Annotated in this window: 34 protein-coding genes and 1 riboswitch; of the genes, 3 read left to right on the forward strand and 31 right to left on the reverse strand. The window is 41.6% G+C overall.

Annotated features, from left to right (window positions below):
- Nucleotides 1-3: 3 nt before the first annotated feature.
- The 5 genes from NPA43_RS10400 to NPA43_RS10420 form a co-directional block, all read right to left on the reverse strand.
- Nucleotides 4-591 carry a nucleoside recognition domain-containing protein gene (locus NPA43_RS10400; protein WP_099726778.1) on the reverse strand — a complete coding sequence of 196 codons (588 nt, stop codon included), beginning with the start codon at nt 589-591 and terminating at the stop codon, nt 4-6.
- On the reverse strand, nt 579-1,730 hold the full coding sequence (locus NPA43_RS10405) for a D-alanyl-D-alanine carboxypeptidase family protein (RefSeq protein WP_249705726.1): 1,152 nt from the start codon (nt 1,728-1,730) through the stop codon (nt 579-581). Before NPA43_RS10405 ends, NPA43_RS10400 begins: the two co-directional genes overlap by 13 nt.
- Before the next feature lie 314 nt (nt 1,731-2,044).
- Nucleotides 2,045-2,524, reverse strand: coding sequence for a YpuI family protein (locus NPA43_RS10410; RefSeq protein WP_099726776.1), 480 nt, complete (start codon nt 2,522-2,524; stop codon nt 2,045-2,047).
- Nucleotides 2,525-2,636: 112 nt separating this feature from the next.
- Entirely contained in the window at nt 2,637-3,230 is a 594-nt protein-coding gene (gene scpB / locus NPA43_RS10415) for an SMC-Scp complex subunit ScpB (RefSeq protein WP_099726775.1), read from the reverse strand.
- Nucleotides 3,220-3,978 carry a segregation/condensation protein A gene (locus tag NPA43_RS10420; RefSeq protein WP_099726774.1) on the reverse strand — a complete coding sequence of 253 codons (759 nt, stop codon included), beginning with the start codon at nt 3,976-3,978 and terminating at the stop codon, nt 3,220-3,222. The genes scpB and NPA43_RS10420 overlap by 11 nt, the downstream gene beginning before the upstream one ends.
- 210 nt (nt 3,979-4,188) lie before the next feature.
- On the opposite strand from NPA43_RS10420, the gene NPA43_RS10425 reads away from it, so the two are divergent.
- Together NPA43_RS10425 and NPA43_RS10430 are read left to right on the forward strand one after the other, a co-directional pair.
- Complete coding sequence (locus NPA43_RS10425) at nt 4,189-4,281, forward strand: YjcZ family sporulation protein (protein ID WP_012010430.1); 93 nt, start codon at nt 4,189-4,191, stop codon at nt 4,279-4,281.
- Between the two features lie 88 nt (nt 4,282-4,369).
- Nucleotides 4,370-4,894 (forward strand): DUF309 domain-containing protein, encoded by a 525-nt coding sequence (locus tag NPA43_RS10430; protein ID WP_230030344.1) that lies wholly within the window; start codon nt 4,370-4,372, stop codon nt 4,892-4,894.
- A gap of 24 nt (nt 4,895-4,918) precedes the next feature.
- Here the strand turns inward: NPA43_RS10430 and NPA43_RS10435 are convergent, their stop codons facing one another.
- The 7 genes from NPA43_RS10435 to NPA43_RS10465 all read right to left on the reverse strand — a co-directional run bounded on the left by NPA43_RS10435 (nt 4,919) and on the right by NPA43_RS10465 (nt 9,172).
- Nucleotides 4,919-5,272 (reverse strand): GNAT family N-acetyltransferase, encoded by a 354-nt coding sequence (locus tag NPA43_RS10435; RefSeq protein WP_099726772.1) that lies wholly within the window; start codon nt 5,270-5,272, stop codon nt 4,919-4,921.
- Nucleotides 5,273-5,385: 113 nt separating this feature from the next.
- The gene (ribH, locus tag NPA43_RS10440) at nt 5,386-5,850 is read right to left on the reverse strand and encodes a 6,7-dimethyl-8-ribityllumazine synthase (RefSeq protein ID WP_034318783.1); all 465 of its coding nucleotides are present in this window, start codon (nt 5,848-5,850) and stop codon (nt 5,386-5,388) included.
- 26 nt (nt 5,851-5,876) lie between these two features.
- Nucleotides 5,877-6,503: a 3,4-dihydroxy-2-butanone-4-phosphate synthase gene (gene ribB / locus NPA43_RS10445; protein WP_326839033.1), complete on the reverse strand. Its 627-nt coding sequence runs from the start codon at nt 6,501-6,503 to the stop codon at nt 5,877-5,879.
- Between the two features lie 11 nt (nt 6,504-6,514).
- Complete coding sequence (gene ribE, locus NPA43_RS10450) at nt 6,515-7,165, reverse strand: riboflavin synthase (protein ID WP_230030345.1); 651 nt, start codon at nt 7,163-7,165, stop codon at nt 6,515-6,517.
- 251 nt (nt 7,166-7,416) lie between these two features.
- Nucleotides 7,417-7,558: riboswitch (FMN riboswitch) on the reverse strand.
- Between the two features lie 115 nt (nt 7,559-7,673).
- Nucleotides 7,674-8,018, reverse strand: coding sequence for a hypothetical protein (locus NPA43_RS10455; RefSeq protein ID WP_008344451.1), 345 nt, complete (start codon nt 8,016-8,018; stop codon nt 7,674-7,676).
- 237 nt (nt 8,019-8,255) lie between these two features.
- Nucleotides 8,256-8,492, reverse strand: a complete 237-nt coding sequence (locus NPA43_RS10460) for a DUF2164 domain-containing protein (RefSeq protein WP_099726770.1) — start codon at nt 8,490-8,492, stop codon at nt 8,256-8,258.
- 242 nt (nt 8,493-8,734) lie between these two features.
- Nucleotides 8,735-9,172 (reverse strand): peptidylprolyl isomerase, encoded by a 438-nt coding sequence (locus NPA43_RS10465; protein ID WP_008359679.1) that lies wholly within the window; start codon nt 9,170-9,172, stop codon nt 8,735-8,737.
- Between the two features lie 294 nt (nt 9,173-9,466).
- Here NPA43_RS10465 and NPA43_RS10470 point away from each other — a divergent pair, with 294 nt between their 5' ends.
- Nucleotides 9,467-10,351, forward strand: coding sequence for a DUF1002 domain-containing protein (locus NPA43_RS10470; protein WP_230030346.1), 885 nt, complete (start codon nt 9,467-9,469; stop codon nt 10,349-10,351).
- Between the two features lie 39 nt (nt 10,352-10,390).
- On the opposite strand, the gene lysA is transcribed toward NPA43_RS10470, so the two are convergent.
- From lysA to NPA43_RS10565, 19 genes are all read right to left on the reverse strand, one after another.
- On the reverse strand, nt 10,391-11,716 hold the full coding sequence (lysA, locus tag NPA43_RS10475) for a diaminopimelate decarboxylase (RefSeq protein WP_230030544.1): 1,326 nt from the start codon (nt 11,714-11,716) through the stop codon (nt 10,391-10,393).
- Nucleotides 11,717-11,831: 115 nt separating this feature from the next.
- The gene (locus NPA43_RS10480) at nt 11,832-13,304 is read right to left on the reverse strand and encodes a spore germination protein (protein ID WP_268254708.1); all 1,473 of its coding nucleotides are present in this window, start codon (nt 13,302-13,304) and stop codon (nt 11,832-11,834) included.
- Nucleotides 13,258-13,866 carry a stage V sporulation protein SpoVABEA gene (locus NPA43_RS10485; protein ID WP_099726766.1) on the reverse strand — a complete coding sequence of 203 codons (609 nt, stop codon included), beginning with the start codon at nt 13,864-13,866 and terminating at the stop codon, nt 13,258-13,260. Before NPA43_RS10485 ends, NPA43_RS10480 begins: the two co-directional genes overlap by 47 nt.
- A 6-nt stretch (nt 13,867-13,872) precedes the next feature.
- On the reverse strand, nt 13,873-14,223 hold the full coding sequence (gene spoVAE / locus NPA43_RS10490; protein ID WP_230030347.1) for a stage V sporulation protein AE: 351 nt from the start codon (nt 14,221-14,223) through the stop codon (nt 13,873-13,875).
- Nucleotides 14,223-15,239 (reverse strand): stage V sporulation protein AD, encoded by a 1,017-nt coding sequence (gene spoVAD, locus NPA43_RS10495; RefSeq protein WP_256498752.1) that lies wholly within the window; start codon nt 15,237-15,239, stop codon nt 14,223-14,225. The genes spoVAE and spoVAD overlap by 1 nt, the downstream gene beginning before the upstream one ends.
- Before the next feature lie 12 nt (nt 15,240-15,251).
- The gene (gene spoVAC / locus NPA43_RS10500) at nt 15,252-15,704 is read right to left on the reverse strand and encodes a stage V sporulation protein AC (RefSeq protein ID WP_099726763.1); all 453 of its coding nucleotides are present in this window, start codon (nt 15,702-15,704) and stop codon (nt 15,252-15,254) included.
- Between the two features lie 22 nt (nt 15,705-15,726).
- Nucleotides 15,727-16,143, reverse strand: coding sequence for a stage V sporulation protein AB (locus tag NPA43_RS10505; protein WP_230030349.1), 417 nt, complete (start codon nt 16,141-16,143; stop codon nt 15,727-15,729).
- The gene (locus NPA43_RS10510; protein WP_099726761.1) at nt 16,133-16,753 is read right to left on the reverse strand and encodes a stage V sporulation protein AA; all 621 of its coding nucleotides are present in this window, start codon (nt 16,751-16,753) and stop codon (nt 16,133-16,135) included. Before NPA43_RS10510 ends, NPA43_RS10505 begins: the two co-directional genes overlap by 11 nt.
- 114 nt (nt 16,754-16,867) lie before the next feature.
- Nucleotides 16,868-17,635, reverse strand: coding sequence for an RNA polymerase sporulation sigma factor SigF (gene sigF, locus NPA43_RS10515; protein ID WP_230030350.1), 768 nt, complete (start codon nt 17,633-17,635; stop codon nt 16,868-16,870).
- 12 nt (nt 17,636-17,647) lie between these two features.
- Entirely contained in the window at nt 17,648-18,088 is a 441-nt protein-coding gene (spoIIAB, locus tag NPA43_RS10520; protein ID WP_099726759.1) for an anti-sigma F factor, read from the reverse strand.
- Nucleotides 18,085-18,438 (reverse strand): anti-sigma F factor antagonist, encoded by a 354-nt coding sequence (gene spoIIAA, locus NPA43_RS10525; protein ID WP_099726758.1) that lies wholly within the window; start codon nt 18,436-18,438, stop codon nt 18,085-18,087. Before spoIIAA ends, spoIIAB begins: the two co-directional genes overlap by 4 nt.
- A gap of 161 nt (nt 18,439-18,599) precedes the next feature.
- The gene (locus tag NPA43_RS10530) at nt 18,600-19,754 is read right to left on the reverse strand and encodes a D-alanyl-D-alanine carboxypeptidase family protein (protein WP_370461106.1); all 1,155 of its coding nucleotides are present in this window, start codon (nt 19,752-19,754) and stop codon (nt 18,600-18,602) included.
- Between the two features lie 158 nt (nt 19,755-19,912).
- A complete protein-coding gene (locus NPA43_RS10535; RefSeq protein WP_256498753.1) occupies nt 19,913-20,725 on the reverse strand; it encodes a purine-nucleoside phosphorylase in 813 nt (270 codons plus the stop codon).
- Nucleotides 20,726-20,736: 11 nt separating this feature from the next.
- Nucleotides 20,737-21,921, reverse strand: coding sequence for a phosphopentomutase (gene deoB / locus NPA43_RS10540; RefSeq protein ID WP_099726755.1), 1,185 nt, complete (start codon nt 21,919-21,921; stop codon nt 20,737-20,739).
- Between the two features lie 153 nt (nt 21,922-22,074).
- Nucleotides 22,075-22,965 carry a site-specific tyrosine recombinase XerD gene (xerD, locus tag NPA43_RS10545; protein WP_099726754.1) on the reverse strand — a complete coding sequence of 297 codons (891 nt, stop codon included), beginning with the start codon at nt 22,963-22,965 and terminating at the stop codon, nt 22,075-22,077.
- A 6-nt stretch (nt 22,966-22,971) separates the two neighbouring features.
- Complete coding sequence (locus NPA43_RS10550; RefSeq protein ID WP_003215798.1) at nt 22,972-23,199, reverse strand: YqzK family protein; 228 nt, start codon at nt 23,197-23,199, stop codon at nt 22,972-22,974.
- A gap of 117 nt (nt 23,200-23,316) precedes the next feature.
- Nucleotides 23,317-23,769 (reverse strand): ferric iron uptake transcriptional regulator, encoded by a 453-nt coding sequence (gene fur, locus NPA43_RS10555; protein WP_034319892.1) that lies wholly within the window; start codon nt 23,767-23,769, stop codon nt 23,317-23,319.
- Between the two features lie 122 nt (nt 23,770-23,891).
- Nucleotides 23,892-24,536 (reverse strand): stage II sporulation protein M, encoded by a 645-nt coding sequence (gene spoIIM / locus NPA43_RS10560; protein WP_034319889.1) that lies wholly within the window; start codon nt 24,534-24,536, stop codon nt 23,892-23,894.
- A 117-nt stretch (nt 24,537-24,653) separates the two neighbouring features.
- Entirely contained in the window at nt 24,654-25,784 is a 1,131-nt protein-coding gene (locus NPA43_RS10565; RefSeq protein ID WP_099726753.1) for a S8 family peptidase, read from the reverse strand.
- Between the last annotated feature and the right edge of the window lie 91 nt (nt 25,785-25,875).

Genomic DNA, 25,875 nt, shown 5'->3' on the forward strand with positions numbered 1-25,875 from the left:
AGATCACCCCCGCCTGCTTCTGCGATAGTGGAAATAGCGATCAATGATAATCGCACCAATTCCTGAAATAAGTGTCGCCAAAATGGTTGGTCCAACAATGTCTGTTGGCTGATCTGCGCCATAGGTCATTCTAATGGCAATGACGGTTGTTGGCACAAGTGTAATAGAGGATGTGTTGACAGCTAAAAATGTAATCATAGATCGGCTCGCCTCATTTTTGCCGCCATTTAATGTTTTCATCTGCTCCATCGCCTTAATGCCAAGCGGTGTAGCGGCATTCCCGAGACCAAAGAAATTCGCCATGAGGTTGGACAGGATATACCCCATTGCTGGATGATTAGGAGGAATATCTGGGAATAGCTTTGAAATAAAAGGGCGGCACAATTTACTAAGGAAGTTTAACAGCCCCGCTTCTTCTGCAATCTTCATCAGTCCGAGCCAAAAAACAAGTACACTAATCAAACCAATTGAAATGGTGACCGCTTCTTTTGATCCCTTAAATACAGCTTCATTCACTTCCTGCATCGTTCCGTTAAACATCGCATAAACAAGCCCGATGACAGTGAGAAACACCCAAATTAGATTGACCATGAAGATCCGCCTATAGATGTCTGAAAGACAGACTTAAACATTTCTTGAAAGCTTTTTTGAGGCATTCGGTTGCGTTTATTTTCATAAAAAATCGGTACTTGCTCGATCACCTGACCATCTAATAAGAACGTCATTTTTCCTACGACATCTGGGATGGCTTCGGCGTTTTTTTTCCATTTCTTTTCGGGAGTGAGCATTTCAGTTTCAATCTCCACTAATTTTTTCTCATCTTCATTTAAAAAATAGTCCACATCACGCTGAATAAACGCTTTTTTTTCGTAAAAGGTCCCTTTTAACGAAGCAAGCCTTCCTTTTTCAGCAAGCACATATGTTTTATAGTGATCAAATGCATACTCAAACATAGAGATATGATCTTTCCAGTCATCCGGCGCATTAATGGTCACAGCAATTAACGCAGCATCTCCTTTTGCAGCTGTGGAGACGAGCGTGCGTTTTGCAAGCTTCGTATATCCCGTTTTCCCTCCAGTCGAATATTGATATAAACCGGTGAGCAGCTTGTTTTTATTTTTCCAATAGCCTTCCATTGTCTTCGCTTTATAGAAAGTCGTGCCGGCAATTTTTTGATAATGTCTATGCTCCATAGCGTATTTAGTTAAAATCGCCATATCATAGGCTGAGGAATAATGGTTTTTATGATCATCGAGCCCATGTGGATTTTGAAAATTCGTATTTTCCATTCCTAGTTCAGACGCCTTTTGGTTCATCATAAAAATAAAGCCTTCTAAGCTGCCGCCAATATGTTCAGCAATGGCAACAGCTGCATCATTTCCAGAACGCAGCATCAGCCCGTACGTCAGGTCTTCTAAGCTCACCTTCTGCCCTTCCTTTAAATAAATCGATGAGCCCTCCGCTTGAATCGCCCGTTTTGATATTTTGACGGTGTCTTTCATTTTTCCTGATTCAATGGCTAATACAGCCGTCATAATTTTTGTAATACTGGCGATTCTCCTTTTTTCGTGCTCGTCCTTCCCAAATAGGACTCTGCCTGACTGTCCATCTATTAAAATGGCGCTTCTTGCACTCACCGATAACGATATGTCTGCTTGAGCAGCTGAGGAAAAAGGCAGTAAGAGTGTAAATAGAAGAAGGACTGCTGTTCCAATTTTTAAATAGGGCATGTTCATTCACGTCCTTGTCCGTTTTGTACAAGTGTATGCGCGGCTGAAAAAGTTATGATGCCTCGTCCATAAAAAAAGCGCCTCTATATTTAGAGCCGCTTCAGCGTGTAGACAAACCCTCGCATTCGGTGTCAGTCCTGCGTGCCGGTGCTCACGAATGTCAAATTCGCTCCGCTCCGGTACTCGTCCTTCCTAGACTTCAAAGGTTTTCTATCACGCTGAAAAAAGAAGACAAAGGACTAAAATAAAGATCATTTTAGCCCTCTGTCAACAATCGAAGCGCCTCTATATTTAGAGCCGCTTTTCATTCTTGCTTATACCATTTTCATTTGCTGATGAGATGTCGTATATTCTAGCTCTTCTCTCATTGTTAAAAAGTCTTTTTCTAATGAAGAAAATAATCGCTTTACATCAGCCGATACTTCATGGCGGAAAACAATGCTGCTTTTCCCTGTATAGGCCGAACGGCTATCTTCATACCATGTATCCTTTTTCGGCGTAAAAAATTCTTCAATACATTGATGATAAATACGGTGAAGCGTCTGCTGAGCCGCTTGCTGCGGGAATGTCTGCTGCTGGCCGATTTTTTTGCAAACTGCCGCTGCATCCTCGCTATACACTGCAAGCTTCCGTAATGTACTCAATATGTCACAATAATAGGCTTCCGCTTCGGGGTTTAATCGTTTCAAGCTTGACAAGGTAGCTTCGTTCAAAAAACCATTCACTTCAGTTGCAACCTTTAATAAAAAGACGCCTGCTTGATCAACTTGAGCCTTTACATTCATATGTGCCATTTGTTTCGTGTTTACCTTCCCCTCATGGCTTTGTCACCATTTTATCTTTCATTAAAAGATTTTAGACCTAAAATCTTTTAATATTTTATCATACATTTTTCCTTATTTTGAACTATTTTATCTCTTCAAATGTTTGATTGAAGTTTTCAAAAAATAGATCCGCCTCTTCTTGCACACCATCTGCTTCAACATTCTCTGGAAGCGGTGGTAATTCATCTAGGGCTTTTAAGCCAAATTGCTCTAAAAAGGTAGGCGTTGTGCCATAAAGAATCGCTCGTCCTGGGCCATCGGCACGTCCAACTTCACAGAGCAGCGCTTTGGCTACTAGGCTATGAAGCACCCGCTCTGATTTGACTCCCCTGATCTCCTCTACCTCACTGCGCGTGATCGGCTGTTTATAAGAGACAATGGCAAGCACCTCCAGCGCTGCCTGTGACAAACCTTTGGAAGGTGTCTCTACTAATTTTTTTAAATAAATGCTGTATTCTTTTTTAGTCAGCAGCATATATGAATCTGCATATTCGATGAGCTCAATCCCACGTTCTTGTTTTTGATATTCTTCCTTTACGGCAGACATCATATCGAGTAATGCCGCCTCATCTACTTCAAGAACAGACATGAGCTGTTTTCTTGTTAAGCCTTCGTCACCTGCTGCATACAGCAGCGCTTCTAAGATGGCTTTCCAATTCACGATATCAAGCGTCATGAATCGTTTCACTCCCTATTATATAAATGTCTTCAAAGTTCCCTTCCTGCTCTAACATGATGTGATGACTTTTCATCAATTCGAGAACAGCAAGAAACGTCACGACAAGGTGTTCCTTTTGATCATGTTGAAATAAAGTCATGAAATTGGTCCGTTTTTTTGTTTTTCTTAAATGGTTCATAATCTCATTCATTTTGTCTTCAATCGGGATTTCTTGTCTTGTGATTTTTGATGGTGCTGGTTTCGTTATTTTTTTTCGGTTTAATACCTTTTGAAACGCACCTAACATATCATACACCGTTACATGTAAGTTTGTGTCCTTTGCTTCCGCTTCTTTTGCAAATTCACTTAAATCACTCGGTGGTTTTGTAAAGGCATTTTGCCTTTCTTCTTCGCGCTCCTTTAGTTCTTGCGCTGCATTTTTATACTTTCGGTATTCAATCAATTTGCCAATCAGCTCTTCTCGAGGATCCTCTTCCTCTTCGAGCAGGTCTTCATCAAATAGCTCTTCCTCTTGTTTCGGAAGAAGCATTCTGCTTTTAATACTTAGGAGGGTTGCAGCCATCACCAAATATTCACTCGCAACGTCGAGCTCAAGCTCCCTCATCGTGTGGACATATAATAAATACTGCTCCGTAATTTTAGCGACGGGAATATCATAAATATCAATTTCCAAACGGTTGATTAAATGTAAAAGCAAGTCCAATGGACCCTCAAACGAATCTATTTTCACCTGATATTCCAGCATTCTTTTCTCACCATTTCTACTGTCTTCTAAGTACCGTTTCACCGGCTAACCTTTAGTATAAGACAGGATAAAGCTCTCGTCCAATATAATTTCGACCATGATGCCCTAGGCAAAACAAGAAAAACAGTGGAATCGCCCATACCAATGAGGGCACTTATACATAGAATACCATTGTAATCAGAACTGATGAAAAAAGGAGGCCGTATCATTATGGGAGATGGCTATAACTTCGGCGGAGGATTCGCGCTTATTGTCGTGCTTTTCATCTTGCTGATCATCGTTGGCGCGGCTTGGGTTTATTAAAGAAACAGAGCGTCCTTTCACTAAGGGACGTTCTTTCTTCTTTTCTTTTCGGTGTGTTAGACTGATAGTGGAAAAGGAGATGACCGCTGTGTATCCTGAAGCGTACGTGGCTTTTTTACACGAATTTCATACGACAAGAGATTATTTTGAGTGTCATGAAATTCTTGAAGAATATTGGAAGGAAGATCCCCCGGAGCAGCGCAAAGCATATTGGGTTGGCCTGATTCAGCTTGCTGTTGCTTTGTATCATCAAAGACGGGGAAATGAAAAAGGAGCGAAACGGCTTATTTCAAACAGCCTTCACTTGTTAGAAGCAAATCGGCCAGTTTTATCGAACCTAGGTCTTGATGATGAGGCGTTTATTTTGCTTCTTAGGACACTGAAAAAGAAAATGGATGAAGACAGGCCCTACGAGAGTGTGATGCTTCCAATCAAAGATCAAGCACTTCTTTCTTTATGCAGAGAAATGGCTCAAAAAGAAGGATTGACCTTTGGACAGGAAAGTAACTTATCCCACACGTTTCTAATCGAAAAACATAGACTGCGTGACCGGACAGATGTATTGCTTGAACGGGAAAAGCAGATCAAATGTAAAAAAAGCAGAGGACTGTAGCCTCTGCTTTTACATGTGTGATATTTAATTTGTTTCACTGTGACACTTATGAAAGAAGCCTTGCGTTAATTCATTTGGAATGAGTGTTTTGGTTTTGAATACCTCTTCCACGGCTAAAATCATTTCCTTGCCGATTCCTTGATCACGATGGGATGGATTGACGCTAATATGCTCGATTTGCACTTGGTCGTCTGTTTTCAGCACACCAATGGCACCTACGATATCCTCGCCATCTTTCCAAAGGAACAGCTGCCGATCTTCATCCATTTCATATGACTTCATCGTCTGCTGAAGTTGTTTGACGTCTTTCTCACCCGGCATAAAGGACAGAAGTCCCATGGCAATTTTTTCAAAAGACCTCTTGTAACGAATTAACATATATACCCCTCAATATTAAAATTGTCCTATTTTCCAGCAAATGTCTTATGAATCATTTGCTCATCACACATTATAAACATTTTCATGCCGTTTTTAAACTCTTTTTCATTAAATTAACGAAACGTTCGATTTAGGTTGGCCATTTCAATGGCAGCTGCAGCCGATTCGCTGCCTTTATTTCCAGCTTTTGTACCGGCTCTTTCAATGGCTTGTTCAATGGATTCTGTTGTCAGTACACCAAAGATAATCGGTACCCCTGTTGAGATGGCACTTTGAGCAATTCCTTTGGCCGCTTCGTTACAAACATAATCATAGTGAGTTGTTGCGCCTCGTATCACTGTTCCAAGTGTAATGACCGCATCGTATTTTTTTGTTTCGGCTAGTTTTTTTGCCATATACGGTATTTCAAAAGCGCCCGGTACCCACACAACATCGATATCGTCACCGTTTGCTCCGTGTCTAAGCAATGTATCTTCTGCTCCATCTAGCAGCTTACTTGTAATAAAATCATTAAATCTTGCCACTACGATTGCAAATTTTAGTCCTTCTGCTACTACATGCCCTTGTATTGTATTCATATGTTCATCATCCTTTTTTGTGATTTTTATTTTGTTTCCATCGTTTTTGTTTGATTATTGTTTAAATGTGTCTGCAATGCTTCTATTGTAAGCATCTTTAAATCATGTTCTTTTTGAATCTCCTTCAGTTCAGGGACGCGCGCCATTGATCCATCTACATTCATAATTTCACATATGACACCCGCTGGCTCTGAACCCGCAAGCTTAGCAAGATCAACGGCCGCCTCTGTATGACCCGGCCTTTCTAGTACGCCGCCCTCTTTTGCAATGAGCGGAAATACATGACCTGGGCGGGCAAAATCTTCTGGTTTTGCGTCTTTATTTAACATGGCCAAAATGGTTGTTGAACGCTCAAAGGCACTAATACCAGTCGTCGTTGACGTATGGTCGATGCTCACTGTAAACGCTGTATGGTGTGCATCCGTATTTCGCTCTACCATTGGATGCAGGTCCAGGTGTTTGGCAATCGACGCATGGACCGGCGTGCAAATGAGACCTCTTCCATGTAAAGCCATGAAGTTAATGACTTCCGGCGTTGCATGCTCAGCAAGTGCCACAAAGTCTCCTTCATTTTCTCTGTCTTCATCATCTACTACGATAATGATTTCTCCTTGTTTCAGGGCATTTACTGCCTCCTCAACTGAATGATACATACAATCGCCTCCTAGAATCCGTGCTCTTTTAAAAATGATGGGGTCAATCGGGATGGCTGCTTTCCGTTTTGCTCCTTTGTTAAAAAGCGATAAATATATTTACCGATCATGTCACACTCTATATTCACTATATCCCCCATAGATTTAGTCGGGAAAATAGTTCCTTCAAGCGTATGAGGAATAATAGAGACTGTGACGTGTGCATCACGCAAATCGAAAATGGTCAAGCTGACACCATCTATCGCAATTGATCCCTTTTTGGTGAGCATGTCTGTGAGGGTCTTGTCCATCTCTAAATCATAGTAAATGGCATTACTCTTCTTTTCTATTCGGGTAATGATCGCCGTCCCATCGACGTGGCCTGATACAAAATGGCCGCCAAATCGTCCATTCGAGGGCATCGCTCGCTCTAAATTGACTGGACTGCCTGACGTAAGGTGATCCAGTGATGTGGCTTTCACCGTCTCAGGCATCACATCTGCCGTGAACTGTTCTTTTGTAAAGCTTGTGACTGTGAGACATACGCCATTGATCGCGATACTATCTCCAAGATGAACATCTTCTAGCACACGGCTGCACTTTATGACAATTTCCATGGCATCTGCTGACTTTTTGCTTAATGACTGGACTGAGCCAACTTCTTCAATAATTCCCGTAAACATGTGATCCTCCCTTTCTCTTTCATTTGTATTTCTCACTTTATCAAAAAGCGATGTTAGGGACATGTGATCGATTGAACACCTTCGTCGCTTTTTATGGTCCATACAAGGTAAATGAGGGATCACCTAATAAGCACTGCATGCCGTCTATACTCATGTACATACAGAAAGCCCCGGAAAAAATTCCGGGGCTTTGGTTTTTTTGCATTAGAAATAAAACTATGATCAACAAATATTTTTCGTTCATAGCTTTCTTTATCCTTCTCCCATCCAGACTTTCACTGTCGGCTTCAGCTTTTCACTGAATCAACCGTTAATAAATTAACGGGTCACGGGCTGTAAAGCATTTGCTTTATTACCGTCGGTCGGGATTTTCACCCTGCCCCGAAGGATACAATCGATATTCAGCTGTCCTTAGGGGCTATTATAGCGATCCTTTTTGACAAATGCAACAATCAAGATTTCCCTACTTATTTTATAAAAAAAGCCTCCTTATAGGAAAGGAGACATGTTAATTAACGACTTTTACTACTTTTATAAGACCATCTATTCTTTTTTCATTACTAAAGTAGGCTTTGATACGATCACCTTTCTTCAAATCAGCGACATCATCTTCAAATTTCTTTCCATTAAAAATGATTTTCGTGCCGTTTTTCGCTTGACCGTAATATTCATCTCCATCAATTTTCGTAATGGTATATTCATAGATTGTGTAATCTTTATCATTATTCGTTAAGCTTTCGCCAATGGCTGTTGGCACATCTTCAATTTTCATGCCATTCATGTATAAATAACCTGCGCCTAAACAAAGCAGTAAAACAAATAAGATCGCAATTTTTAATTTAATTTTCCCCATATTTAGAACCTCCATCATCTGCACTTCGCCTTTTTGTATGTTTTATTCCTTATCATGATGAAATAAAACCAAAAGAGCAATTTTTCATTAATGGTTACTTATATAACGATTGAGACGGACCTTTGGTTTCCACCTATTAATCATTACATATGATACGAATATGCGTTCTTTATTAAGGGGGTATCTTTCCTTTTTATCATTAGTAAAACACACACCAAAAGAATGTAGGCTTTTTGATTAGACTCTTTTTTCGAGTGCGAATAGGTCTTCCTCTAACAATTGTGATCGCTGAACAGCGATGTTGCGACTGTCACGAACCCCTTGATTATAATAGTAGCTTCCAAGATTTTTTGTGATAAATTCTAGTATATTGATGGCAGCTAATTCACCAATCTCTTCTTCTCGTTCTTCGGCAAAGTAACGCTGAATGTCAATCATCATTTGATTTTTTTCTTCTTTTGTTAATGGTTTCAAAGTATCTCCTGCTTTCTTTCAGCATGACCACACGCTTTCATGATTTGCAGATGTCACTCGTGTTTCATCTGTATGGTTGACAATCATAAGTGCGAATGTTTGTTCTGTTATCGTATCACAAAAACAGGTTCTGTGCATGGTTGTTCAAAAAGAAAAAGCGCATTTTGAAAAAAATTGATCAAAATACGCTTTTAAAATGAAGATATAAATCAAAAAACACCGCGATTAAGCGGTGTTTTGGATTAAGCATCTACAACTTCGACTTTTTCCATACCTTGGCCTTGCTCCATATCAAGAACAGCCTCGATACCAGATGTTACCTTACCAAAAACAGTGTGCACGCCATTTAAATGCGGCTGCGGATCATGTACGATAAAAAATTGGCTGCCGCCCGTGTCTTTACCAGCATGCGCCATTGATAATGAACCTCTTTCGTGTTGATGAGGGTTTCCTTCTGTTTCACATTTAATTGTGTAACCAGGGCCTCCAGTTCCATTACCGTTTGGGTCGCCGCCTTGGCTGACGAAGCCAGGGATCACGCGGTGGAATTTCAATCCATCGTAGAAGCCCTCATTTGCTAGTTTTTCAAAGTTTGCTACTGTACCTGGAGCAGCCTCTGGGTAAAGTTCAAACTCAATTTTCTTTCCATTCGTTAATTGTATGTATCCTTTTTTCGCCATTTTTCACATTCTCCTTTCAGGTTAAACAACGCTCATTATAGCACATTTTCAGTGATGTTAAACATCCCCTGCTTTTTGAATGTTATTTACCTCCCATCTCATCATTGTTAAAATAGAAGAGCCTGATCCTTTTCTCCTAAGTACATGAAGTTAGACTGATCAAAACAACTTCAAAAGAAAATTGAAACGTCAGGCTGATTTGTTACGTCTATATGTTGGAGTACGCTTCACACGTGTACTCAAAAGATGAGTTTCTCTAGAAAGAGGAACGCTCTCGACTTGAAGGAGGTCAACATGTTTAAAAAAACGATGCTTGGTATGATGGCAGCGCTCCTTTTACTGATTGGTGCGCCAAAAGTCAGCTTAGCGGATGCAGCTGTAGGCGATGTCATCGTCACACTCGGGCAAGACTTAACACCGGCTGATCGCCAGAAGGTGCTTGACGAGTTGAATCCACCTGAAAATGCGACAAAAATTGAAGTAACCAATAAAGAAGAGCACGAATATTTAGGAAAGTACATCCCTCGTTCTCAAATTGGGACTAGAGCATTATCATCTTCATCCATCACCATAGAAAAATCAGGTACTGGTCTGACTGTGGATACACATAACATTAAGACGATTACAGATGAGATGTATTTAAATGCTTTAATGACAGCAGGTGTCAAGGATGCGAAGGTGGTCGTGACTGCCCCGTTTGAAGTATCTGGTACAGCAGCGCTGACGGGTTTATTAAAAGCCTATGAAGTGTCAAGCGACAAAGCCATTCCAGAAGATGTGAAGCAGGTCGCAAACGAAGAGCTGGTGACAACATCTAAATTGGGTGACTCCATCGGAAAAGACAATGCTTCTGCTCTTATTGCAAAAATCAAAGATGACATTGCGAAAAACGGTGTCCCTAAAACAACAAAAGAAGTGGAAGAAAAAGTGGATCAAGCCGCTTCCGATTTGAACTTAAATCTGACGCAAGAGCAAAAGGATCAGCTAGTCTCCCTCTTTAATAAAATGAAAAACATCAATATCGATTGGAACCAAGTAGGGTCTCAAATCGATAAAGCAAAAGACAAGATTACGAAATTCATAGAATCAGATGAAGGTAAAAACCTTCTACAAAAGATTTGGGATTTCTTTGTCTCCATTTGGAACGCGATTGTGTCTGTATTCACTGGCGGAAAATAAATTTCATAAAAAACGCTGCCTGATCATCAGGCAGCTTTTTTAAGTAGATGACTTCACTTTTGATTGATAGGGTAAATCCAGTTTGACAATGTCCTCATATGTTTCACGCTCAACTACAAGCTGCGCTTCCCCATCTTCTACAAACACAACAGCCGGGCGCGGGATACGGTTATAGTTGTTTGACATACTGTAGCCATATGCTCCTGTACAAAAGACAGCTAATAAATCTCCTTGTGATAACTCTGGCAGGTCGATATCCCAAATGAGCATATCTCCGCTTTCACAGCATTTCCCTGCAATTGAAACCGTTCGATCATGCGTTTGGCTCATTTTGTTGGCACTCGCTGCTTCATATTTCGCTTGATATAAAGCTGGGCGAATGTTGTCACTCATTCCGCCGTCTATGGCTACATAATCACGAATTCCAGGTACATGTTTTGATGAGCCGATCGTATAAAGAGTCGTCCCTGCATCTCCAACAAGAGAGCGGCCAGGCTCAATCCAAATTTCCGGCATAACGAACTCATAGCGGGCTACGTTCGCTTTGACAGCTTGGATAATTTTTTCAACGTATTCTGTCGGAGGAAGTGGTTCATCCTCAGCTGTATATCGGATCCCAAAGCCTCCGCCTAAGTTTAACACTGTGGAGATAAAGCCAAAGGATTCTCTCCATTCATCCAGCTTCATAAAGATTTTATCTGCTGCAAGGACAAAACCAGCCGTATCAAAGATTTGTGAACCGATATGGCAATGGACACCTAAAAGCTCGATCACTTCTGACCCAATCACTTGTTTCACCGCTTCGTCTGCTTGTCCATTATGAAGATCAAAGCCAAACTTTGAATCCTCTTGGCCTGTCGTAATGTAATCATGAGTATGCGCTTCGACACCTGGCGTGATACGGAGCAGCACTTTCACCTTTTTTGACAGCTCTTGACCAAGCTGTTCAATGAGTTTCATTTCATAGAAATTATCAACTACAATACAGCCGATCCCATACTCTAATGCCATCTTTAATTCTTCTCTGCTTTTGTTGTTGCCATGGAAATGAATTTTATCTACTGGAAATCCGGCGCAAATGGCTGTATGCAGCTCTCCGCCAGATACGACATCAAGAGATAATCCTTCTTCTTTGGCAAGCTGAAACATGGCAATAGAGGAAAATGCTTTACTCGCATATGCTACCTGCGCCGTTAATTCTTCTTCTATAAACGCTTTTTGAAAGCTTTTTGCGCGCTCCCGTATTAAAGCCACATCATATACATAAAGTGGTGTCCCATACGTTTCAGCTAAAGAAACGGCATCAACACCACCAATTTCTAAATGACCGAGTTCATTTTGTCTGCAAGTGCCGTGTAAATACAATGTCATTCCCTCTTTCTCCGCCTCGGCTGAAAAAAGACAGCTACGTGAGCTGCCTTTTGCCGTTTCTCAAAGTTAAAAATACAATATCACAATCTTCAGCCACTTTCAATGAGCGCTAAGAATTTGGCGGAATTTTTGATCTGTTTTGAGGGTGTACGATGCTTGGCCTTACTTTTGAGCCCGGAACAGACGTCCGAATCAGCACTTGCCACAAAGCCTTTCCATTAAAAGGAATGAACGGCCACATATAAGGCGTCTGCAATGAACGAATGGATGTTAAATAAATGAGTAACAAGGTAAAACCAATGATGAGTCCATTCAGCTTAAAGATCGCCACTAGTGCTAATATGATGAGTCGCACGATCTTATTGGCGACACTCAGTTCATAGCTCGGTGTTGTAAATGTGCCGATGGCTGCTAGTGAGACGTATAAAATGACCTCCGGTGTAAATAAACCGACATCGATGGCAATTTGTCCAATTAAAACGGCCGCAATCAGCCCCATGGCGGTCGACAGTGCAGTGGGCGTATGAATTGCTGCCATTCTTAAGAACTCCACCCCAAAATCAGCAAGAAATACTTGGAGAATAACAGGGATATGTGAAGGCTTGTTAAACCCAATATAGCTTAAATTGTCAGGCAGGAGATTTGGTTCTAGGATAAACAGAAACCAAATTGGCAATAAAAAGGTGGAACATAATATGCCTAAAAAGCGTACCCATCTTAGAAACGTGCCTACTGCCGGTGCCTGGCGGTATTCTTCTGCATGCTGAACGTGATGAAAAATTGTGGTTGGAGTAATGATGACACTAGGCGATGTATCGGTAATGATGATGACATGCCCTTCTAATATATGATTAGCAGCTACATCTGGGCGCTCGGTGTATCTTACAAGCGGAAAGGGATTATAGCCTTGTTTAATAATAAATTCTTCAATCGTTTTATCAGACATCGTCAGCCCATCGACTTTGATACCTGACACTTCTTTTTCAATGATATCCACAAGATCTGGATCCGCAATGTCTTCAATGTAGCAAACACATACATCTGCTTTTGAACGTTCGCCTACTTTGAGCATTTTGTATCGCAGCTTTTCATCTCGCACTCTTCTACGAATGAGCGCTGTATTCACAATAATGTTTTCGACAAACCCGTCTCTTGCTCCTCTGACAACCTTTTCTGTATCCGGCTCCTCTGGCATTCTGCCAGGATAGCTCCTGACATCAATGATAAATGCGTAGTTTTCACCTTCTACAACGACTGCCACAAGTCCCGACAGCACTTGATCTACTGCTTCATCCAGCGTTTCAACTTTTGAGACCTGCTGATTGACAAGGCGGTTCTCGACCACACGAGCGAGGTCATCTGATTCAGGTTCGCTGTCATTGATTTCAATCAGTTCTTTTAATAAATAGATGACATACTGCGTATCACACAATCCGTTTACATAGTAAAGTTGGATTTCCTGATCATGTATATAGATTTTCCGAACGCCAAGGTCGAAGCTGAGACCCATCCCGACATTATCCTTGAAGTAATCTTCATTTTTCTTTGGGTCTCGGTACACGTTTACCTTGTCTTTCTTCATGGAAACCACTCCTTTCTAATATTAACTCAACTGCTTTCATCGTGATTGGAGATCCTTTGCTCAGATCATCTTTCCGTCCCATTTTGCCAATATCCCCAATCCCGACAACAAACGGAAGATGGAGTGAGTCGAGACAATACACCGTATCCCCGCTCATTTTATGTGGCTCCATTTCTGGAAGTCCGTGTTTGTCGACACCGTATTCTGTTAGTTCACCTTCCCGGTCAATGGAGACATGCACCTTGGTCCATTCGGCTTGATGCGTCTTAGATGCAACTGCAATGGCTCCAATCACTTCAATTTCAGGGTGACACGCCACATGCTTCATCGCCGTCTCCCCTGTTCCTTCACCCGTCAAACCAGAATCATCAAACATGACAAACACTGGATCATACGGCGTCTTTAAAATCATCTGGACAAGTTCAGGTCCTGTCCGTTTGCTCGGATTCCCTTTTGAGCTAGAAATACATCGTCCGCCGACTTTTTTAGCGACAAGCTCAATCGTTTTGGCAGCATATATATCTCCGTCTGTCACTAAAATGACTTTACGTCTTTGCCCCATATGAGGTTATCCTTTCGGTTTAAAGATAAGTGCGATAATAAATGAGAATAAAATCGCAGCTGATATTCCAGCAGAGGTTAATTCAAAAATACCGATCCCGATTCCGATGAATCCATGTACATCTGCCTGGTGCATTGCCCCATGAAGCAAACTATGACCAAAGCTAACGATAGGTACGGTTGCACCTGCACCTGCAAATTCAATAAATTTATCATAAATTCCGAACCCGTCTAATATGGTTCCTGCCACAACAAAGATGGTCATGACATGTGCAGGCGTGAGTTTGAGTACGTCCAATAAAAGCTGGCCGATGACACAAATAAGTCCGCCTGCAACAAAAGCGATCAGATATTCCATTAGCTTTCTCCTCCCGCACGCTCAAATACGACACCATGCGCAATGGTGGGAATGGTCTCTTTTTGCTGGACCATCGTCGGGCTGAGAAGTGCCCCGGTTGCGACAACAAATACTTTTTGCAAATTCCCTGCCTTCATTTCTTGAAAGATGTGACTAAATGTCACAACAGCTGAACACGCACAGCCGCTGCCTCCAGCGAACACATTTTGATCGGGTGTGTAGATGATTAATCCGCAATCATCGTGCTTTCGGCCGAGCTGAATGCCGTCTTCTTTGAGCAGATCCTTTAAGATCGGTGAGCCAATGCCAGATAGATCACCTGTTAAAATAAGATCGTAATCGTCAACCGTTCTCCCTAGATCTTCTAAGTGCTGCTTGATGGTATCTGCTGCTGCCGGTGCCATTGCCGATCCCATGTCAAATGGGTCTGTAATCCCAAGATCCATGACTCGTCCCACAGTTGCACTTGTAATTTGAATTTGGGAGGGCTCTTGGCTGATAATAACGGCCCCGCTCCCAGTCACTGTACTTGTCGCTGTATCTGGTTTTTGCCCGCCGTATTCTGTCGGATTACGAAATTGGCGTTCTGCCGTCGCATTATGACTGCTTGTCGCAGCAATGGCTCTTTTTGCAAAACCACCATCTACTAATGCCGAAGCAATGGCGACCGATTCCATTGATGTGGAGCATGCTCCAAATAAGCAAAGAAACGGAATTTTAAGTTCTCTTGCCACATAGTTTGCTGTGACGTTTTGATTCAGTAAGTCTCCTGCCAGCAAAAGATCAACATCGCTTTTTTGCAAATTTGCTTTTGATAAAGCGGTTGATATCGCATCATCCATGAGCTGCCTTTCAGCCATTTCCCAGTTCTTTTGATCACAATGCATTTCGTCGTATGTTTTATCAATTAGATGACCGATCGGGCCGTCTTTTTCTTTCGGTCCTGCAGCTGTTCCTTCTGCATTGACATAAAGCTTATGCTCGAATACCCAAGATTGTTTACCTGTTAGTTTCACGTTTCATTCCTCCTACGAAAACACCTTTTCCAAGATGTATCGAATGATCCCTACGACATAAGCCGAGACGACACCAAAAACAATGACGTTCCCAGCAAGCTTAAACATGTTCGTGGCTACACCTAACACAAGCCCTTCACTTCTATGCTCAAGAGCAGCACTTGTCATGCTGTTTGCAAACCCTGTCACCGGGACAGCGGATCCCGCTCCAGCAAACTGGCCAATTTTATCGTAAATACCGATACCAGTTAAAATAGAAGAAATTAAAATGAGGGTCGCCACTGTTGGATTCCCCGCTGTCTTTTCATTAAAATCAAAAAAGTGAATATAGAAGTTTTGCAGCCCTTCGCCTATGGCGCAGATCAAGCCGCCAACAAGAAAAGCCTTGATGCAGTTGAGTACATAAGGAGGTTTGGGCTGATACGTTTTCACCTTAGATGGATAGTTCTCTTTTAAACTCGACACGTGTTGTTCCCTCCAAATTTTTTTAAATATAAATAAGCCAATGAAATAATGAACCAAATACCTTTCCTAAGACGATGGCCATGAGCAGCAAAACAATTTTCCCGTCCATTCCAATTCTTTTCGTTAATATAGGAAGGACATTTAATACCTCAGTCAATGCGGCTGCAAGCATACCGTAGAAGATGCCGGATAAAAGACCAATCGGCAGCGCCAGCCATTTGGATAAATGCAAATGCATTTGACTTAAGGTGGCCCATCCTCCAACGACCGCTCCACTGATGACAGCCGCCTCGTATCCTTGTATGAAGCGCTGCGTTTTGGTTAATTGCATTAATCGAGGGATGATGCCAAGCACTGTTAGAAATGCCACAAATCCTGCTCCGACCGTTAAACCGCCGCCAAGTCCAACGAGCACGACAAAAAGCCACTTACCGATCATGGATATCTTTCAATGTTTCTTTATTTTCTTTAAGTGCGACATAATGATCGAGATCGAGCTGGTATTTAAACATTTCCACTTCGAGCGGACTTGGTTCTTCATTTAAACGCTTTTTAAATACATGATTGAAAAATAAAATCATGCCCAAACCGAGTCCAAAGCTATATGGAATTTGTAATAAATAAGGATGCTCAACCGTTTTTCCTGTGATCATTTCATATAGGCGAATATGAACAAGCCGCATACTGACATCCTCGTGGAAATTCATGATGGCAAGAGCCGCTCCGACAAATAATAGGAGCCATACAAACACAAATAAAACGGGAGAAAGCTGGCGTTTGCCTGTATCAATTTCAACAATCGCCTCAGAGCCTCCGACGGTTTGAATGTCGATGTCTGGCCACGTTTTTTTGATCGTTTTGACCACATGCATGATATCTAAAACCACAATGTGACGATCCTTTTTGCTGACATGATACATCGGCATTTTGCTAAGCTTTTGCACAGTCAACTCATGACCAGTGATTTGGGCGATATCCTCTAAATAAATGAGCTGATCAATACCGGTCTTGATCCGATGGCGCAGCCGAATAAAGATTTGTCCGTCCATCCAAGTCACTTCCTATACGATGGGTTAAAAATAGTATGTGGTGAAAAATGGTTCTCATACTGACAGAACTTGATTTACCGGTAATTACCACACAAAAAAAGCCAGCCGAATTGGCTAGCTGTCTTTTTGATCCATTTGCATTTGAATTTGCTTTAAGATTTTCTTTTCAAGCCGTGAGACTTGTACTTGTGAAATACCCAGCCTCTCTGCTACCTCAGATTGTGTTTGGTCTTTATAATACCTTAAGTACACAATCAGTTTCTCCCGCTCTTCTAATTCCTTGATCGCTTCTTTTAGCGCGATTTTATCAAACCATCTTTCTTCTGAATGATCGGCAATTTGATCCAGCAATGTAATAGGGTCTCCGTCATTTTCATACACGGTTTCATGAATCGATGACGGTGAGCGGACCGCTTCTTGGGCGAGAACGACATCCTCTGGTGTGATGTCAAGATATTCAGCAATTTCCTGTACGGTCGGCATTCTTCCATGAGACTTAGACAATTCATCTTTTGCCCGCCGAATTTTATTTCCAAGTTCCTTTAATGACCGGCTGACTTTGACTGTTCCATCATCGCGGATAAAGCGCTGAATTTCACCAATGATCATGGGAACGGCATAGGTCGAAAACTTCACATCATAGGACAAATCAAATTTATCAACAGATTTTAGCAGTCCAATGCAGCCAATCTGAAATAGATCATCTGGTTCATATCCTCTATTTAAAAAGCGCTGAACAACGGACCAAACAAGACGCATGTTTTTTTCTACGAGGAGGTCTCTTGCTTGCTGATCTCCGTCTTGGCTTTTTTTGATGAGCTCTTTGACTTCATCATTTGACAGCTGTGCTTTTTTTGCTTGCTTTTTTACCTCCACATCCATACGAGCAGCTCCTTAATTACAAAGCGCTTTGCTTTTTGATAGATGCTTTGTTAAACGGATCGTCGTGCCCATTTCTGGTGATGAGTCCACCATGACATCATCCATAAAATTCTCCATGATGGTAAAGCCCATTCCAGAGCGTTCTAAGTCTGGTTTTGTTGTAAAAAGCGGCTGTCTTGCTTCTTGAAGATCTGTAATTCCCATGCCTTCGTCACGGATGGTGAGGTAAACGACATGGTCATCTAGTGTGACATGAATATGCACCTTGCCATCTGGATTCCCATCATAGCCGTGGATAATGGAGTTTGTCACGGCCTCTGATACAACGGTTTTGATTTCTGTTAATTCATCTAATGTTGGATCAAGCTGGGCGATGAACGCCGCGACTGTTACCCTTGCGAAAGATTCATTTTGACTCAATGCAGAGAAGGTCAGGTTCATTTCATTTGTCATGATGCCACCCCCAATGTTTGCAAAGCTGTTTGCTCTGAAGGCTCCATACGGATAATTTTAAATAAGCCAGACATATCAAATAAACGGTTCACCGCTGGCGAAATCGCGCAGACGACCATTTCACCGCCAAGCTGCTTGATTTCTTTATATCTCCCTAAAATCACCCCGAGTCCAGAGCTGTCCATAAACGATAAATCAGCCAAATTCAGCACGATGTGGCGAATGTCCTCTGTTTCCAAATAATTCGTCACCTTTTGTCTCAATGTTTCTGCGGAGTGATGATCGAGCTCTCCTGTCAACCGAATGCAAAGTACGCTCTCTTTTACTTGAAAATCAATACTAAGGCTCATCTTTTTCTTCCTCCTTGCTCTCATTTCGGATAAAGAATGTTTCTCTTTTAAACAAAGTAAATCCTTCACCATGACAAAACTAGTGATCATTCGTCATATTTAGATGTTCTTTTCTTCTCGCTCATAGCAAAAAGACTGCCAATCGCAGCAGTCTTTATCCTTTATTTCCATTTTATAAATTCGGCCATGGCCCGTTTGAAGAAAGTCCAAACCCCTGCTTTTTCCATTCCTTCTTTTGCTTCTACAGGGCTTTCATGCAGTACTTTACCGTCTTTTTTCAAGACAATGGTGCCAAGTTCCGTCCCTTTTGAAAATGGGGCCTTGACATCATGAGTCAATTTGATTTCTTTTTTAATCTGATCCACATTTTCGCCTTTTTTCGTTAAAAGGGAGATCGGTTCAGAAGTGACAAGCTGAATTTTCTTCTTTTTCCCTTTGCTCACTTTGATCTCTGCCACGTCTTGTCCTCGTTTGTAAAGTGGATGGGTTGTATATTGACTAAATGCATAGTCTAACATTTTGACCACTTGGGCGTTTCTGTCCTTCGGTGTACTTGCGCCAAATACGACAGCAATGACGCGCATGTTGCCTTTTTTAGCTGATGCGGTTAAACAGTATTTTGCCTCGCCTGTAAAACCTGTTTTCAATCCATCGACGCCTGGATAAAATTTAATTAGTCGGTTCGTGTTCACAAGCCAGAATTTTTTATCCGTGTTTTGACGAAGATAGTCTTCATAGACACCTGTGAATTTGGTGATTTGTTCATATTTCAACAACTCTTTCGCCATTTTTGCCATATCATGAGCTGTGCTGTAATGATCTTTTTCAGGAAGTCCCGTTGGGTTTTGAAAGACTGTTGAGGTGAGCCCGAGTTCTTTTGCCTTTTTGTTCATCTGCTCAACGAACTGTTCTTCAGATCCAGCAATATGTTCTGCCATGGCAACAGATGCATCATTTCCTGAAGCAATTGCAATGCCTTTCAGCATTTCTTTCACAGTCATTTCTTCTCCTGGTTCAAGGAAAATTTGTGAGCCTCCCATGGATGCCGCATAGTCGCTCGTTCTGACCTTGTCTGTCATTTTCAGCTTTCCTTGGTCCATTGCTTCCATAATGAGAAGCATGGTCATGATTTTGGTCATACTTGCAGGTGCAAGCTTTTCATCGCTGTTTTTGTTGTAAAGCACCTTCCCCGTGTCACGTTCAATTAAGATGGCTGATTTGGCTTCATGCGCCAATTCTGATGTTTGTTTTTCTCCTGGTTTTTCTATCTTTTCTTTTGCTATCGCTGATGGTGAAACCATTGAGATAAGAATCATTAAAATAAACAATGCACATATATGACGTTTCAAGTGGCAGACCTCCATTATCGTAATCCTTTCTATTTTTTCCTCATACAGGCTGTTTTATTCAGAGATCGTTTGATTACATATAAAAAAGTCTTCTGTTTAATGAACAGAAGACTTTTGGAAACATATTATGAGAGTTGCTCCACAACATCTTTTACTAAATCAAGGAAACTTGCTTTCACTTTTTCCGTCACTTCAATGACTTCATCATGAGAAAGCGGCTGATCTAAAATACCTGATGCGGCATTGGAGATACATGAAATACCAAGCACTTTCATTCCTGCATGACGCGCAACAATCACTTCTGGGACAGTCGACATTCCCACTGCATCTGCTCCAAGCGTTCTAAGGAAACGAACTTCAGCTGGTGTTTCATATGAAGGACCTGTCATCCCGGCATATACTCCCTGCTGTACAGATATGCCTAAGTGTTGAGCCGTTTTTTCTGCAAGTGCCAGCAAATCTTTATCGTATGGTGCAGACATGTCAGGGAAACGAACGCCTTGACTGTCATTTGGTCCGATTAATGGATTGGTCCCCATCATATTGATATGATCCGTAATCAGCATCAGATCACCTGGATGAAAGGACGTATTCACGCCGCCGGCTGCATTTGTCACAATACATGTCTCAATGCCAATTTCTTTCATCACACGAACAGGAAACGTTACTTGCTTCATATCATATCCTTCATAGAAATGAAAACGTCCTTGCATTGCACATACGACGGTGCCTTTCAGCGTCCCGATGACGAGCTGTCCTGCATGTCCCTCTACTGTTGAAACAGGGAATCCAGGGATATCTTCATATTTCAATTTGATTGGATTTTCAATCTCATCTGCTAAAATGCCAAGCCCTGAACCTAAGATCAATCCAACTGTTGGTACGTATGACGATGCTTGTTTAATGTATGCCGCCGCTTCTGAAAACTGTGCTCCCACGAGATTTCCCCCTATTTGAGTTTAGATAAAAAGCTTGTACCGTATTTTGGCATCGCTGACTTGAAATTATCTGCTACCGTTGCCCCAAGATCAGCAAAGGTTTTTGCTGTTGGCAGTTCATTTGCTTCCTGATGCTTTTTACTGTAAGCAATAAGTGGAACGTATTCTCTTGTATGGTCTGTTCCGTGATGAACTGGGTCATTTCCGTGATCTGCTGTGATCACAAGGAGATCATCCTCTTTTAACAGGTCAAACACTTCAGGAAGACGTGCGTCATATTCCTCTAGTGCTTTTCCGTAGCCCTCTGGGTCTCTTCTGTGCCCATAAAGAGCGTCAAAATCAACAAGGTTTAAAAAGCTGAGTCCTGTAAAGTCTGTTTTAAGTGTCTCGACGAGCTTGTCCATTCCATCCATATTTGATTTCGTTCTGAGAGAAGATGTAATTCCTTCACCGTCATAAATATCAGAGATTTTTCCAATGGCAATGACATCAAGCCCATCATCTTTCAGCTCATTCATAACGGTACGGTCAAATGGTTTTAAAGCATAGTCATGACGGTTTGGCGTTCTGACAAATGCCCCAGGCTCCCCGACAAACGGACGAGCAATAATGCGTCCTACCATATATTTTTCATCTAAAGTCAGTTCTCGTGCAATTTCACAAATGCGGTAGAGCTCTTCCAGTGGCACAACTTCTTCGTGCGCAGCAATTTGCAAAACAGAATCCGCAGATGTATAAACGATTAAATCACCTGTTTTCATGTGCTCTTCGCCAAGCTCATCCAGAATTTCTGTCCCAGATGCTGGTTTATTCCCAATGATGCCCCGTCCTGTTTTTTCTTTTAGTTCATTTAATAGTTCATCTGGGAATCCGTCTGGAAAGACTTTAAACGGTGTGTCTATGTAAAGACCCATGATTTCCCAGTGTCCTGTCATTGTGTCTTTCCCATTTGATGCTTCTTGCATCTTTCCATAATACGCAAGCGGTTTTTCGTCCGCTGGAATTCCTTTGATTTCTTTAATATGACTCAGCCCAAGCTTCGCCATATTCGGCATATGAAGCCCGTTCATTTTTTCAGCAATATGTCCAAGTGTATCTGCACCTACATCATTAAAATCAGCAGCATCTGGTGCTTCACCAATCCCTACTGAATCCATCACAATGAGGAAAATGCGTTTATACTGATAATCAGGCATTAAAAAGCGCCTCCTTCAATATTCTTGTCCTTTGACCTTTCAAATATAGAGAGGTCAGACATCTCAAGTATAAACCGTTTACAAGTCAATTGACAACTATAAACGGTACAAACAACAAAAAGCATGGTACACGTTCACCGTGCCATGCTTTACTTATGCCCTTGGATGGAATTTGTGATACACATCTTTCAGTCTTGTTTTCGTCACATGTGTATAAATTTGTGTTGTTGATATATCCGCATGCCCGAGCATCTCCTGTACGGCTCTTAGATCAGCACCGTTTTCAAGCAGATGTGTAGCAAATGAATGTCTGAGCGTATGAGGCGTCAATTCCTTTTGAATGCCTGCTTCGATGGCTCGTTTTTTTAAGTTCTTCCAGAAGCCTTGCCGCGACATCTTTTTCCCGTGATGATTGAGGAATAAGGCATCGGCTGGCTGTTTTTTTAGCAGCTTGCTTCTTCCTTTTTCTATATATTCTTCAATCGCACTTGCAGCGGCTTCGCCAATTGGCACAATTCGCTCTTTTCTTCCTTTTCCAAAGCAGCGGATAAAGCCCATTGTAAGATGAACATCTGCAAGGGTCAGATCCAGCATTTCACTCACGCGAATGCCTGTTGCATATAAAAGCTCCAGCATAGCTTTGTCCCGGTAGTCAAATGGTGTGTGCTGCTTTGGTGTATCGAGCAGCTTTTCGACCTCACCGAGTGATAGAACTTTCGGTAATTTCCGCTCTGTTTTTTGCGTTTCAATGTTCCATGACGGGTCATCTGTTGTCACTTTTTCCCGTAGCAGAAATTGGTGAAAGGAGCGAATCGATGATAGATGCCTTACGGACGTTTTGCTCGATTTCCCTTCCTCTTTTAGCTGCTTTAAATAATGAATGATATGAAGACGCGTGACGTCTTTGATATCGGCTAGTTGCTCGTCTGTCATTAAAAAAGACAAGTAGTTCTGTAAATCTCTTTTATAAGAGACAATGGTATTTTCAGAGAGTCCTCTCTCTACCGTCATAAAATGAATAAAGTCGGATAATTGATCGTTCAATGGTTTCTACTCCCCGTTTTGATAAAAATAAATCAATCGGTCTTGCCAGTTGTCTTGATTCGGCTGATCCATTTCCATCACTTTAATCGCTGCACCCTCTGGTTTATCATAACGATGGTAGCTTTCATATTCTGAATTTATCCATATCATAGCATAATAGAACAGGACGGTAAAACCAGTGAACAAGATAAATACTTTCATCACTTCACCTGTTGTTTTGAGCCATTTTCGCATGATCTTCATGTCCTTTCTCATCTTCTCATTACTTCAGCATATGCCAGGTGGGACAAGGAATATACAGCGAAAATGCAAAAAACCTCTTCATATGAAATGAAAAGGTTCCAATTCGGATTATTGGCCGGATTCATCATCATGACAGCGATGGCAAATACCATGGAATGTCAATCTATGATCCTTAATTTTAAATTTCCAGTCGCGTTCAATAATCTCTTCAACATCTTCTAATAAATCATCTTCTATCTCATCGACTGTCCCGCATTCCATGCAGACAAGATGGTGATGGAAGTGGGCGGCTCCTTCTTTGCGAAGATCATATCGCGAAACGCCGTCTCCAAAGTTAATTTTATCAACAACTTTCAGTTCAGTTAGCAATTCTAACGTCCGATAAACAGTAGCAAGACCAATTTCAGGAGACTTCTCTTTTACGAGGAGGTATACATCTTCTGCACTTAAATGGTCTTCTTCATTCTCAAGCAGTACTCTGACTGTTGCTTCACGCTGTGGCGTGAGCTTATAGCTGGAAGAATGAAGCTGTTTCTTAATTCGATCAATCCGATTTTCCATTGACTTTCCCTCCTACGCCACATTACTTGATCATTATATCAAATGATGTGCAGAGAGCCAACTATAATCATTTTAAAATGATAAATAAATTGATTATTATTTAATAACGATTATAAAAAATATTAAAACAGGACACCGGCTAGCTTTTTCATCAGCATGAATGATAAGTACGATTCAAAAAAGGATGAGAGTGCAGCAAGCGCTAATATCATCAGCAGAACAGATGCATACCGTCCAAACCACTGGACTGGCGCTTGACTGATCGTTTTTTTCATGAAAAGCTGTCCAATGAGACGGATGGAAAACGCAATCGCACATGTTCCGATGACTAAATATGCTGGAATGAGCAAAATATTTTGCGGAAGAACCGATACGAAAGAAAGAAAAAATCCACTGAGCCCCATTTGATTCACTAGAAAACCAACAGTAAAGCCAACGACAATCCCTTTTAAAAAGATCATGAGAAAGATGAGCGGCAGACCAATGATGGAAATTCCTAGTATCCACATGAGGCCTAAATATTTCATATGATGCAGGAAGCTTTGCAAAAACATTTCTTTTGATTCTGCCGCTTTCTCATTCGTCAGCTGACCAAAAAATTGATTTAAATAATAGAATAAATCCTCTTTCTGACTGATTGTCATGCTGTTGACGATAATAGCCCCAAAGATGACGCCCATTAAAAAGAGTACCGAGACAAACAAATAAATCGATAGATGATCTTTTACGTGCTGAAGAAGATGTTCCTTCCAAGACTTTTTCCGCATGCGTCTTCCTCCCAAATAGTAAAGGTTACTAGATTCTATGAGAGAGAATACGAAACATGACAGTTTTATCGAAAGAAAAAAGAGAAAGCAGTGTACAGGCTGCTTTCTCTTTTTCATTTATCGTGACGCTTTTTGTACGTTCACAAGCCCGGCACCATAATAAAAAGGATCTCCAAGCTTTGTTGCTGTTTTTGAAAGTCTTTCGCGCACTTCTTCGTTTGTCAGATTAGGATGTTTTGATAGAATCACAGCCGCAGCACCCGTAACATGAGGTGATGCCATTGACGTACCGCTTTTGTAGCCATATTCGTTATGAGGAATCGTGCTTAGCGTTGAAACGCCTGGTGCTGATACTTCCACCTCTTCGCCAACAGAGGAATCAAAGGCTCTTTGCTTCCTTTGGTCAACAGATGCGACAGCCATCACTGAGCTGTATTTGGCCGGGTAGTCAATCGTATTGAGTGAGCCATAACTCCCAGCATTCCCGGCAGAAGCCACAATGAGAATCCCTTTGTCATACGCTTTATCTACCGCTTCTTTCAGCGCCTCAGATTCACTTGCTCCCCCCATACTAATATTGATGACATCCATGTCATTTTCGATCGCCCACTCAATGCCTTTAATGATCCAGCTATAGTAGCCGTCACCATTTTGATCTGCCACCTTGATAGCATAGATAGAAGCTTTTGGCGCGACACCAATGACGCCCACTTTATTATCTAATGCTGCGATCGTGCCTGCCACATGGGTTCCGTGTTCATGCGGGTCAACGAGTGGATCGGACTCTGTTGGAACAAAGCTGACTCCGCCGGTTACGTGTAAATCTTCATGTTTGCCATCGATGCCGCTATCAAGAACAGCTACTTTGACATTCTGTCCGGCATATCCTCGTTTATGTACCTTTTGTGCTTTGATGCTTTTAATGCCATATGGGACGGTTTGACCGCTTGTTTTTGCTTTTTGGTCCTCCTCAATAAAGGTAACTTCTTTTGCTTGATTCAGTTTCTCTTTCGAGGTCTCATTCAACGAAACTTTCATCATATCTATTTGGTCTATGGATTCTTTCACATGTCCACCAGCTTCTTCTACAAGCTGTTTTTGTGCTTTGTCTTGAACGGAAGAAGAAAAGCCGATCATATACTCTTTTTTTGCTTGCTCCTTTGCAGTTATATCTGACGCACCGAACGTGGTTGATGCCAGCAGCATACTTGCCATACAAAGCCCTGCTCCAAATGACTTGACGTTCACGATACTCACTCTCCCTTTCATTGCTTTTTGTCATTTAACTACATTTTTAGACAAAAAGAAACGACCGTTTGTCCTATTTTTTAAAATTTTT

Source organism: Bacillus pumilus (assembly GCF_024498355.1).
Lineage (GTDB): Bacteria > Bacillota > Bacilli > Bacillales > Bacillaceae > Bacillus > Bacillus pumilus_P.